Annotated in this window: 14 protein-coding genes; 3 read left to right on the forward strand and 11 right to left on the reverse strand. The window is 65.5% G+C overall.

Annotation, left to right across the window (positions count from 1 at the left end):
- Positions 1–44 precede the first annotated feature (44 nt).
- From SE92_RS36760 to SE92_RS19630, 11 genes are all read right to left on the reverse strand, one after another.
- Positions 45–377, reverse strand: a complete 333-nt coding sequence (locus SE92_RS36760; protein ID WP_063203640.1) for a hypothetical protein — start codon at positions 375–377, stop codon at positions 45–47.
- Between the two features lie 101 nt (positions 378–478).
- On the reverse strand, positions 479–1,195 hold the full coding sequence (locus SE92_RS19585) for an MgtC/SapB family protein (protein ID WP_063197600.1): 717 nt from the start codon (positions 1,193–1,195) through the stop codon (positions 479–481).
- Between the two features lie 30 nt (positions 1,196–1,225).
- Complete coding sequence (locus tag SE92_RS19590; RefSeq protein WP_063197602.1) at positions 1,226–2,245, reverse strand: WD40 repeat domain-containing protein; 1,020 nt, start codon at positions 2,243–2,245, stop codon at positions 1,226–1,228.
- Complete coding sequence (locus SE92_RS19595; protein ID WP_063197604.1) at positions 2,245–3,291, reverse strand: CobW family GTP-binding protein; 1,047 nt, start codon at positions 3,289–3,291, stop codon at positions 2,245–2,247. Before SE92_RS19595 ends, SE92_RS19590 begins: the two co-directional genes overlap by 1 nt.
- A 54-nt stretch (positions 3,292–3,345) precedes the next feature.
- Complete coding sequence (locus tag SE92_RS19600; protein WP_063197606.1) at positions 3,346–4,209, reverse strand: metal ABC transporter solute-binding protein, Zn/Mn family; 864 nt, start codon at positions 4,207–4,209, stop codon at positions 3,346–3,348.
- Positions 4,210–4,211: 2 nt separating this feature from the next.
- Positions 4,212–5,081, reverse strand: coding sequence for a metal ABC transporter permease (locus SE92_RS19605; protein ID WP_063197607.1), 870 nt, complete (start codon positions 5,079–5,081; stop codon positions 4,212–4,214).
- Positions 5,082–5,087: 6 nt separating this feature from the next.
- Positions 5,088–5,843 carry a metal ABC transporter ATP-binding protein gene (locus tag SE92_RS19610; RefSeq protein WP_063197609.1) on the reverse strand — a complete coding sequence of 252 codons (756 nt, stop codon included), beginning with the start codon at positions 5,841–5,843 and terminating at the stop codon, positions 5,088–5,090.
- Between the two features lie 2 nt (positions 5,844–5,845).
- Complete coding sequence (locus SE92_RS19615) at positions 5,846–6,082, reverse strand: hypothetical protein (RefSeq protein ID WP_063197611.1); 237 nt, start codon at positions 6,080–6,082, stop codon at positions 5,846–5,848.
- A gap of 43 nt (positions 6,083–6,125) precedes the next feature.
- Positions 6,126–6,626: a hypothetical protein gene (locus SE92_RS19620; RefSeq protein ID WP_063197614.1), complete on the reverse strand. Its 501-nt coding sequence runs from the start codon at positions 6,624–6,626 to the stop codon at positions 6,126–6,128.
- The gene (locus SE92_RS19625) at positions 6,623–7,234 is read right to left on the reverse strand and encodes a permease (protein WP_063197616.1); all 612 of its coding nucleotides are present in this window, start codon (positions 7,232–7,234) and stop codon (positions 6,623–6,625) included. Before SE92_RS19625 ends, SE92_RS19620 begins: the two co-directional genes overlap by 4 nt.
- 165 nt (positions 7,235–7,399) lie before the next feature.
- On the reverse strand, positions 7,400–7,996 hold the full coding sequence (locus tag SE92_RS19630) for a superoxide dismutase (protein WP_063197618.1): 597 nt from the start codon (positions 7,994–7,996) through the stop codon (positions 7,400–7,402).
- Between the two features lie 233 nt (positions 7,997–8,229).
- Between SE92_RS19630 and SE92_RS19635 the strand changes: the two genes are divergently transcribed.
- From SE92_RS19635 to SE92_RS19645, 3 genes are all read left to right on the forward strand, one after another.
- A complete protein-coding gene (locus SE92_RS19635) occupies positions 8,230–8,757 on the forward strand; it encodes a GNAT family N-acetyltransferase (RefSeq protein ID WP_063197620.1) in 528 nt (175 codons plus the stop codon).
- An 82-nt stretch (positions 8,758–8,839) separates the two neighbouring features.
- Positions 8,840–10,225, forward strand: coding sequence for an MATE family efflux transporter (locus tag SE92_RS19640; RefSeq protein ID WP_063197622.1), 1,386 nt, complete (start codon positions 8,840–8,842; stop codon positions 10,223–10,225).
- A 108-nt stretch (positions 10,226–10,333) separates the two neighbouring features.
- Positions 10,334–10,649 (forward strand): DUF2147 domain-containing protein (locus SE92_RS19645; protein ID WP_063197625.1); only part of this gene is annotated, 316 nt, incomplete at its 3' end.

Below are 10,649 nucleotides of genomic sequence, written 5' to 3' on the forward strand. Positions count from 1 at the left end.
CGGCGCAGGGTTGCTATCGCAGCAGAAGAGCTTGCGGTTGCGCCCTACTTCTTCTCGATCGGCGGCGCGATCTTCTCGGCCGGTGCCGGCGGAAGTGCTGGCTTGGCCGCGCCCGCCGCGCCCTGCGTCTGCGGGTCGGGGCGTGCCGGTTCAGGGGCCGGCGTGGTCGGGCGCTCGCCGCCGGGCTTGGCTTCCGCGGGCTTGTTCTGATCTTCGGACGGCGTGCCCTGCAGCGGCGGCGTGGCCTGCGCCAGCTGCATCCGGCCCTCGGCGCGGATTTGCGCGATCGATACGCCTGACACCACGACACCCGCTGCGAACAGCGAACAGGCGATCATCAGGTCGAGCTTCAGTCTGCGCTTGTCATTGCCGGTCATGTCGATCACCGCCTTTGTCCACGGAATCAACGAAGTTGCCCGACCGGGGTTCCATCCCCGGCAAGGCGGGAACTGCCGGTCTGCGCGCCAAAACGCCGCGCTCAATCCGTGGTGCTGACTTCCCAGGTGGCGTGCCGAACGCCGGGCAGGTGCTGGAGATCCGTCGCCACCGCGTTCAGCTCGTTCGGATCGATCGCGGACGCAACCAGCTTTGCAACAATCTCGATCAGATCGTCCCCGGTCTCGACCACGTCGATATCGGCCACCGGATATTTCGCGCCCTCGAGCTTGTCGACGAGGCGGTCGCGCATGTCGGGCAAGGCGTCCGCGGCGACCGCAAGCTTGAAATAATAGGTCGCCTCCAGCGCCTTCTCGTTCAGCGGGATGCGGTTGATGGCATTGACAAGCGGGCGCAGCATGGTGTTGCCGGCGATGACGAACACGGTCAGCGCCGCGGCTTGCGCGATCATGTCGGCCCCCGCGCAGGAGCCGACCGCGGCCGAGGCCCATAGCGTCGCCGCGGTGTTGAGCCCGCGCACGTCCATGCCCTGCTTCATGATGACGCCGGCGCCCAGGAAGCCGATACCCGAGACGACATAGGCAATCACCCGAACCGCGCCGTCGGCACCGTCCAGCTGCATGGCGAGATCGACGAAGGCGGCCGCGCCGACCGCGACCAGCACGTTGGTGCGCAGGCCCGCGGTGCGCTGGCGATATTGCCGCTCGGCGCCGATCAGCGTGCCCAGCACGAAGGCCGTGGTCAGGCTGATTAGCGTGTCGGCGAAGTCAGCAAGCTGGAAGGTCGTCAGAAATCGCATGGTCCCCTATACGACCGGAACCATGACGGTTTAAAGCTCCAGCAGCCCGCCGTCCCCATTTTCGTCGGCGAAAGCCAGCAGCGTGCCCTTGGCATTCCAGCCGATCGCAGCCACCGGAGGCGTGCCGTTGCGGCGGACCAGGATCTCCGCGCCGTCTTCCAGCCGCACCATCAGCACGGTGCCGTCGCTATAGCCGGCGGCGAGGATGTCGTTCTTGGGGTGACAGGCGACCGCCGCCACGCGCGCCTGCAGCGGCGCGAGCATGGCGGGCTCCTTGCCCATCGGACCGTCCTTGCTGCCGAACGGCCAGATGATGACGGTGTCGGCGCCCGAGGTGGCGAGACCCTTGCCGCCCGCGCTCCAGGACATCGAGCGGACGCGGCCGGGATAGCCGGTCATGCGCATATGCCTGTTGTCGGCGAGCCGCCAGCCGTGCAGCGCGGGCTCGTGCATCGCCGTGACCAGGAACTTGTTGTCCGGGCTGAAGGTCACCGCGTGATGCGAACCGGCCCAGGGCAGGAATTCGGCCGAGCCTTCCATGTTCGGAAACCACAGCGTCACGCCGTTGTAATGCGCGATCGCGAGCCGCAGACCCTTCGGCGCAAACGCAAGCCCGCCGACGGTCGAGGGCACCTCGAGCGACTTTTCCTCACTCTTGCCGCTCTTGACGGTCGCGATCTTGCCGGCCGACCAGGCGAAGGCGCCATCGGCATGCAGCGCCACCGCGTCGATCCAGCGCCGCTTCGGATCGGTGGCGAGTAGCGTCACCTCGCCCTTGGCGTCGAGCGAGACGACCTTGCCGTCGTCGCCGCCCATGATAAGGCGCTTGCCATCTGAGGCGGTGGAGAGAATGCCGCCGCTGTGCACGGCGACATTGGTGATCTCGCCCTTGGCGTCGACGAGCGCGACATTCTCCTCGCCGCCGACGAAGGCGGCGCGGGGCCCAAGGAAGTGCAACGAGGTCACGGCCATGCCGAGCGCAACAGGCTTGACGCGGTCCGTGACGGAAACGATCGAGGCGGAATCGGGCGCCGGCGTGAACTCTTTCATCACGAGACGATGCAGCTCTCGAAACCCTTGCGGATGGCCTCTTCGGGCAATTCGCGGCCGATGAAGACGAGGCGGCTCTCGCGCTTCTCGCCCTCCTTCCACTTCCGCTGGTGGTCGCCCTCCAGCATCATGTGGACACCCTGGAAGACGTAGCGGTCGTCGTCGTCGTGGAAGGCGAGGATGCCCTTGGAGCGCAGGATCTTGCCGCCCTCGACCTGCACCAAATTCTGCAGCCACGGCATGAACACGTTCGGATCGAGCGGCTTGTCGGACTTGAGCGACAGCGACTGCATGTCCTCGTCGTGATAGTGCTTCAGGCCGTGACCGTGATCATGGTGATGATCGTGGCCGTGATGGTGGTGGTGATCATGGTCGTGGTCATGATCGTCGACCTCCAGGAAGTCCGGCTCGACTTCGAGGATGCGGTCGAGGTCGAAGGCGCCGCGATCGAGCACGTCGGCCAGGGCCACCGAGCAGCGCTCGGTGCGATGCAGCTTCGCATAAGGGTTGATGGCGCGGATGCGGGCCTCGACCTCGGCCAGCTCGCCCTTATTGACGAGATCGGTCTTGTTCAGGACGATGACGTCGGCAAACGCGATCTGGTTCTTGGCCTCGGGCGCATCCTTGAGCCGGTCGGACAGCCACTTTGCGTCGGCAACCGTGACCACCGCGTCGAGCCGCGCGTTCTTCTGCACGTCCTCGTCGACGAAGAAGGTCTGGGCGACGGGCGCGGGATCGGCAAGGCCGGTGGTCTCGACGATGATTGCGTCGAACTTGCCCTTGCGCTTCATCAACCCGTCCATGATGCGCACGAGGTCGCCGCGCACGGTGCAGCAGATGCAGCCGTTGTTCATCTCGAACACTTCCTCATCGGCGCCGATGATGAGGTCGTTGTCGATGCCGATCTCGCCGAATTCGTTGACGATGACGGCGTATTTCTTGCCGTGGTTCTCCGACAGGATGCGGTTCAAAAGCGTGGTCTTGCCGGCACCGAGATAGCCGGTGAGGACGGTCACGGGAATTTTGGAGGAGGTCGCTTCAGACATAAGAACTCCGACATCGGGCTTGTTCGCGCGACGCGAGGCAGGGTGGCCCCTACCCTAATGGTCAAGCGCGCTGGTCAGGGCCTTTATATTGTGCCTGACCATGTCAATGTAAGTGGGTGCAGACCCCTTTTCGCCCGTTAAACCGTCCGAAATCAGGGTCCCGCCGACCTTTGCGCCGGTCTCCGCCGCGATCCGCCGGATCAGGCGGTCGTCGCTGATATTCTCCAAAAATACCGCCGGGATTTTTTGGGCCTTGATCTGGCCGATGATGGCGGCGATGTCCCGCGCGCTGGGCTCGGTTTCGGTGGAGACGCCCAGGGGGGCCACGAACTGGACGCCGTATTCGGCGGAAAAATAGCCGAAGGCGTCATGGGTGGAGATCACCTTGCGCCGCTCCGGGGGGATTTTAGCGACGGCCTCCCGCACCTCACGATCGAGCGTTTCGAGCTTTTCCAGATAGGCCTTGGCCCGAGCACGGAAGACATCCGCGTCATCCGGGGCAGCCGCGGCCAGCGCATTGGCGATGTCGGTCACGTAGACCCTGGCGTTGGGGACGGACTGCCAGGCGTGGGGATCGGCGGCCGCGCCGAGTTTCAGCGGCACGATGCCGGCGCTTGCGGTGACGATTTGCGCCTTGCTGCCTGCGGACTGCACGAGACGCGGCAGCCAGCCCTCCAGCCCGAGCCCGTTGACGATCACGAGCCTCGCCTCCGCGACGCGCTTCGCATCAGACGGTGCCGGCGTATAGACGTGGACGTCGCCGTCGGCGCCGACCAGCGTGGTCAGATTGATCCTGTCACCGCCGACATTGCGGACGAAATCGGCCAGGATCGAGAAGCTCGCGACGACGTTGAGCCGCTCCGCGGCCTGGAGCGGCGAGGCGATCAGCACCAGCGCACAAAGCAGGATGATCCGCATCGTCACGCTTCCAGATGCCGGCCGGGAAACAATTGCCTGACGATACCGCCGACGCGACCGAACAGGACGGAGACGATGTAGAGCACCGTCGCCACGAGAATGATCGCGGGGCCTGAGGGCACGCGGGTCTGGAATGACAGCACGAGGCCCGCATAGCCCGAGACCGCGGCGGCAACGACAGCGATGCAGATCATGACGGTGAGATCACGCGACCAGAACCGCGCGATGCCGGCCGGCAGGATCATCAGCCCGACCGCAAGCAGCGTGCCGAGCGCCTGAAATCCGTTGACGAGGTTGATGACGACGAGGGCGAGGAAGGCGAGATGCGCAGGTCCGCCGGCGCGGCTGACGGTGCGCAGGAACAGGGGATCGACGCTCTCGATCACCAGCGGGCGATAGATCACCGCCAGCACCAGCAGCGTCACGGTGGCGTTGAAGGCCACCACCAGCAGCGTCTGGTCGTCCATCGCGAGGATGTTGCCGAACAGCACGTGCAAGAGGTCGATATTGGTGCCCTTGATCGAGACGATGGTAACGCCGAGCGCCAGCGAGGCCAGATAGAAGGTCGCGAGCGAAGCGTCCTCCTTCAGTCCGGTCGAGCGCGAAACCACGCCGGCAAGGATCGCAACCGCAAAGCCGGCGATCAGGCCGCCCGCCGTCATCGCGAACAGATTGAGGCCGGAGAGCAGGAAGCCGATGGCGGCGCCGGGCAGGATCGCATGCGCCATGGCGTCGCCCACGAGGCTCATCCGCCGCAGCATCAGGAATACGCCGATCGGCGCGCCGGCCAGCGCCAGCGCGATTGCGGCGGCAAGCGCCCGCCGCATGAACTCGAATTCGGTGAACGGACCGATCAGCGCGTCATAGAGCATCGGATATCAGGCCGCCCGCGAGCTGACATCATCGCCTGCGCAGGCCGTCGCGCTGTCGTCAAAGGCCTCGCACATTCGCATCGCGACCATCAGGTTCTCCGGCGTCAGCACCTCCGCCGTCGGTCCCCATGCCACGGGGCCACGGGCCAGCACCAGCGTCTGGCTGAAATGGGTGCGCACCATTTCCATGTCGTGCAGCGCGGCGAGCACGGTACGGCCCTCGCCTTGCCACTGCTTCACCAGCGCAAGCAGATCGGCCGTGGTCTTGCTGTCGATGGCGTTGAAGGGTTCGTCGAGCACGATCAGACTCGCGTCCTGGAGCAGCACGCGCGCGAACAGCACGCGCTGCATCTGGCCGCCCGAGAGGGTGCCGATGGGTCGGTTCTCGAAACCGTTGAGGCCGACGGAGGCAATCGCGCGCAGGATCTTTTCGCGGGCGGCCTTGCCTATGCCGCCGAACAGGCCAGTGCCGCGCCACAAGCCAGTGCCGACGAAATCGAACACCGAGATCGGGAAGCTGCGGTCGATCTCCGCGCTCTGCGGCAGGTAGGCGATGTCGCGGGCATCGAGCCCGCCGAGATGGATGCTGCCGTCGAGCGGCCGGAGGATGCCAACGATGCCGCGCAGCAGGGTCGACTTGCCGGCGCCATTCGGGCCAATCACGGCGACCAGCGCACCGCGTGCGACCTCGCCGTTGAGATGATGCACGGCCGGATGCCGGTCGTAACCGAGCGTGACGTTGTGGAATGTTAGCTGTGCCATCCTCACCTCATCGCCAGGAAGACCACGCCCCAGAGCACGGCGCAGACGGCGAGCGCGGCGGCGAGGCGGCCGGCCATGGTCATGCGCAGGATCGACCAGGGCGCCGCCTGGGCCGGATGCGGCGAGGCCGCATCATGGACATGGGCGTGGCTGTGGTCGTACCCGTGCGAATGCTCGTGGTCATGGGAATGGCCGTGAGCATGGTCATGATGATGGGCGTGGGACGCGGCGGGAACCATGCCAGAACGTTATATTATAACATTGCACCTGTCCACGGCCGCCTCAGGGCTTGCCGATCACCATCGCGATCGCCGCGGCCAGGAACGGGAACGGCACCGAGACGGCACAGCGGAACCAGACGAAACGGGCCGGCATGAACGGGATTTCCCACAGGATTACCCGCTGGAAGGCAAACAGCGCCCAGGCGACGACATAGGCCACCACCTGAGGCACGCCGCCGCCCGACTTCAGCGCCACCGTCCCGATCGAGAAGCCAATCACGGGGCCCCCGGGCGTCGCCGCGCCAGCAACGACGGCGGAGGCGACCCCGAGCCAACCGCTGTCCGGTCCGAGCCAGCCGGTGATCACCTCCTGCGGGATGATGGCGGCGATGTAGCCGGAGCCGATCACGCCCAGCGCGATCCGCGGCACGATGTTGATGAAGTCCATCGCGCCTTCGCGCAGCGAAGCCTTGAACACGGTCGGGCCGCGGCGGAAGGCGACGAGCCCGACGCCGACCACCGATCCCCACAACAGGATGTCGATGAGAAGCGCGGCGCTCAAGTCTCGTCATCCTTGGCGGCCGGCTTCGGATAGAGCCTGATATAGACGAAGCGGCCAAGCGCGCCGGCCAGCACCGGCAGCGGCAGCGAGATCAGGATCCGCCAGAGCGTGAAGTCGGTGCCCATGATCGGGATTTCCCAGGCCACCGCCCGGCCGTAACCGATCAGGGTCCAGCTCACGACCATGGCGATGGTGGCGCCGAAATCGGCACCGACGGCAAGCAGCGCGCTCGCGACGGGATAGGCGGTGAAGGGGCCGCCGGGCAGGATCGCGCCGAAGGCGGTGCCGATCAGCAGCCCCATCAGCCCGGATTTCGGCCCGAGCGAGCGCGAGACCTTTTCATGCGGCAGGATTTCCGAGATCAGGGCCCCGAGCAGGCAGCCGGCGAGGACGCGCGGCAGGATGCCTGAAAACAGCGAGAGATCGTGGGTGAGAATGTCCAGGACGCCGTCGGTGCCGTCACGCCGCCAGACCAGACCTGCGCTGACCGCCACGAGGACTGCGATGATGATCGTCGACCAGCCGATCGGCTTGCGGACTCGTCCCGGCCGCGGCTCGGACTCCGCGTCCTCGGCGGGCGCGGGACTGTTCGGGGAAGGATCTGACAACGGGCTGGGTGGCTCAAGGGTGATGCCCGCTCTGATTAAGGGCGCCACTGAGGCGATGCAAACGGTGTGATCACAGACCCATGCGCGCGCCGCGCAGGGCAATTCCGCACAGCAAAAAGGCGGCCGCGCGAGCGACCGCCTTTCGATCTCGTCATCCCGCGGCGCTTAGGCCTTCTCGAACAGGGACTCCACGTATTCCCAGTTTACGAGGTTCTCGACGAACGCCTTGAGATAGTCCGGACGGCGGTTGCGATAGTCGATGTAGTAGGAGTGCTCCCAGACGTCGCAGCCGAGGATCGGGGTGGCGCCGTGCACCAGCGGATTCTCGCCGTTCGGGGTCTTGGAGATCTCGAGCTTGCCGTTCTTGACCTGGAGCCAGCACCAGCCGGAGCCGAACTGGCCGACGCCGGCCGCCTGGAAGTCGGTCTTGAACTTCTCGAAGCCGCCGAGGTCCTCGTTGATCTTCTTCTCGATCTTGGCCGGCAGCTTGGTGCCGCCGCCATTGGGCTTCATCCAGCTCCAGAAGTGGATGTGGTTGTAGTGCTGGCCGGCATTGTTGAACACCGCGGGGTTCTTGCCGAACGAGCCCTTGACGATCTCTTCAAGGGACTTGCCTTCCCATTCGGTCCCTTTGAGCGCGTTGTTGCCGTTGGTGACATAGGCCTGATGATGCTTGTCGTGGTGGAATTCCAGCGTCTCCTTCGACATGAACTGGCCGAGGGCGTCATAGGCGTAAGGGAGTGGGGGCAGCGTAAAGGTCATGGGATGTTGTCCGCGACTGATGGGGAACTGGCTTAACGAGGAGTCTTATAGAAGGTTCCACGGCTGTTAAATACCGCCAATTTGCGAAATTGCGTGATGCGGTCGATTGGCCCGATTGCATAAAATCGACGCAAGCGCGGGGGCGCTTCGCTCGGCCGCAAAAATATCATTGCCTTTGAAGCGCTTATGACAGAACGAATGCGCCGCGAAGCGGAGCTCCGAGGGACGAAGCCATGAGCATCGAAATCGACATCCTGAACGGCGACGCCTCGTGGCCGATTGCGGAGCCGCTGCATCAGGCGGTCTGGGGACCGCAAGAGGTCGCGGACAAGCCCTGGGCTCACGTCAAATGGGCCAATGCCGATCTGCGCGTGCTGATCGAGACGCCCGAGGACGGCCTGGTCTGCCATGTCGGCATCTACTTCCGCACCGTCACCTGGAATGGACAGAAGGTCCATATCGGCGGCATTGGCGGGGTCTGCACGCGCCAGGACCGGCGCGGTCGCGGCTATGCGACCGTGGCGATCGACGCGGCGGTTCACACCATCAGAGCCAATGAGGCGGCCCGTTTCGCGCTGTTGTTCTGCGAACCCCACAATTTCTCGTTCTACGAGACCCGGAGCTGGCTGCCCTTCAAGGGAGAGGTCTATTGCGAGCAGCCGGAGGGGCGCATCCGCTTCACCCATATGGCCCCCTACGTCTTCAACATCGTCCGGGCACCGACCTTGGGCACCATCGACCTATGCGGCCTGCCATGGTGACCCCTGCGTGACGGGAGGGCTGCGGCGGGGGCTTGGCTGCCATATAACATGTTGATCATCATCTAATTCCGTCCGGTGACACATGACGATCGACGCCTCCCTCGACGCCGAGCTCCCGCGTGCCCCGGTCGCCTCCCCCATCGCCGGCCTGCTGACGGCGCCGATCCTGCCGACGCTGCTGCGGCTCGCGATCCCCAACATGATCGCGATGGTCGGCAGCACGCTGGTCGCGATCGCCGAGACCTCCTATATCGGCCGGCTCGGCACCATCCCTCTCGCCGCGATCGCGCTGGTGTTTCCGTTCGCGATGTTGACCCAGATGATGAGCGCGGGCGCGATGGGCGGCGGCGTCTCCTCCGCGATCAGCCGCGCGCTCGGCGCCGGCGACCGTGACCGCGCCGCGACGCTGGCGCTGCATGCCGCCATCATCGGCCTCTGCGGCGGCGTGTTCTTCACGGTGATGATGCTCGTCTTCGGCCGCTCCTTCTTCACCCTGCTCGGCGGACGCGACCGCGTCCTCGAGGAAGCCAGCGCTTATTCGCAGGTGCTGTTCTCCGGCGCGGTCGCGATCTGGCTCGTCAACACGCTGGCCTCGGTGATTCGCGGCACCGGCGACATGCGTCTGCCCTCGATAACGCTGATCGGGGCGAGCGTGCTGCAGATCGCGCTCGGCGGCACGCTGGGGCTCGGCCTGTTCGGCGTGAAGCAATACGGCATGCCGGGCGTCGCCAGCGGCCAGTTGATCGCGTTCACCTGTGCCGCGATCTTCTTCCTCTGGTATCTGGCGTCCGGCCGCAGCCGGCTGCCGCTGAAGCTTCGCGCGTTTCATTTCGAGCGCGCGATGTTCCTCGATATTCTCAAGGTCGGCGCAGTGGCCTGCCTGTCGCCGCTCCAGACCGTGCTCACCATTTTGATCTTCACGAAGATCCTGGCGACCTTCGGCACCGAGATGCTGGCCGGCTACGGCATCGGCTCGCGGCTGGAATTTTTGCTGATCCCGATCACCTTCGCCTTCGGCATTGCCTCGGTGCCGATGGTCGGCATGGCAATGGGTGCCGGCCAGTTGAAGCGCGCGCGACGCGTCGCCTGGACCGCGGCCGCAGCCTCCGGATTGACGGTCGGTCTGATCGGGCTCGTCATCGCGCTCAATCCGTCGCTGTGGGTCGCACTCTTCACGCGCGATGCCGGCGTCACCGCCGCCGCGCACAGCTATTTCCACTGGGCCGGCCCGACCTTCGTGTTCTTCGGCATCGGCGTGTCGCTCTACTTCTCCTCGCAAGGCGCGGCGCGCGTCGGCGGTCCCGTGCTCGCTTCCACCGCGCGGCTGCTGATCGTGGCGATCGGCGGCGTCGGCTTGATGATGGCGCAGGCTCCGGCCTGGACCTTGTTCGCGCTGGTCGGCGGCGCCATGGCAGTGTTCGGCCTCTCGACCGCGGCCTCGGTCGCGTTCGCACGCTGGGACAAATGAGCGCAGTATATAAACGCACATCGATTAAACGCAGGAATGTGATTCCAGCCAGCGTTGCACTATCTCGCCGGCCTGCTATGGAGGCGCTCCATTTTTGAGGCCCCTCCCATGACTTCCAGATTCGCTGCTTTCATCGTCCTCCTCGCCGCGCTGCTCGGCGCGACGGCTGCGCATGCGCAGAGCGCCGATGGGACATGGCTCACCCAGGCGGGCGATGCGCGCGTCAAGATCAGCAAGTGTAGTGGCGGCATTTGCGGCCACGTCGTCTGGCTGCGCGAGCCCTACGACACCGCGACCGGCCAGCCCGCCACCGACAGCAAGAATCCCAATCGTGAGCTCGCCAGGCGCCCGATGATCGGTCTGCCGCTGTTCAGCGGCATGCAGCCCTCCGGTCCGAACAAATGGTCGGGCCAGATCTACAATG

It is taken from the genome of Bradyrhizobium sp. AT1, assembly GCF_001590795.1.
Classification (GTDB): domain Bacteria; phylum Pseudomonadota; class Alphaproteobacteria; order Rhizobiales; family Xanthobacteraceae; genus Bradyrhizobium.

Bases quoted from the DNA above. Each gene is read 5' to 3' on its own strand.
- SE92_RS19640 (WP_063197622.1), top strand. From the start codon at position 8,840: ATGACGATCGACGCCTCCCTCGACGCCGAGCTCCCGCGTGCCCCGGTC.
- SE92_RS19600 (WP_063197606.1), bottom strand. From the start codon at position 4,209: ATGCGGATCATCCTGCTTTGTGCGCTGGTGCTGATCGCCTCGCCGCTC.
- SE92_RS36760 (WP_063203640.1), bottom strand. From the start codon at position 377: ATGACCGGCAATGACAAGCGCAGACTGAAGCTCGACCTGATGATCGCC.
- SE92_RS19590 (WP_063197602.1), bottom strand. From the start codon at position 2,245: ATGAAAGAGTTCACGCCGGCGCCCGATTCCGCCTCGATCGTTTCCGTC.
- SE92_RS19595 (WP_063197604.1), bottom strand. From the start codon at position 3,291: ATGTCTGAAGCGACCTCCTCCAAAATTCCCGTGACCGTCCTCACCGGC.
- SE92_RS19610 (WP_063197609.1), bottom strand. From the start codon at position 5,843: ATGGCACAGCTAACATTCCACAACGTCACGCTCGGTTACGACCGGCAT.
- SE92_RS19605 (WP_063197607.1), bottom strand. From the start codon at position 5,081: ATGCTCTATGACGCGCTGATCGGTCCGTTCACCGAATTCGAGTTCATG.
- SE92_RS19630 (WP_063197618.1), bottom strand. From the start codon at position 7,996: ATGACCTTTACGCTGCCCCCACTCCCTTACGCCTATGACGCCCTCGGC.
- SE92_RS19615 (WP_063197611.1), bottom strand. From the start codon at position 6,082: ATGGTTCCCGCCGCGTCCCACGCCCATCATCATGACCATGCTCACGGC.
- SE92_RS19585 (WP_063197600.1), bottom strand. From the start codon at position 1,195: ATGCGATTTCTGACGACCTTCCAGCTTGCTGACTTCGCCGACACGCTA.
- SE92_RS19635 (WP_063197620.1), top strand. From the start codon at position 8,230: ATGAGCATCGAAATCGACATCCTGAACGGCGACGCCTCGTGGCCGATT.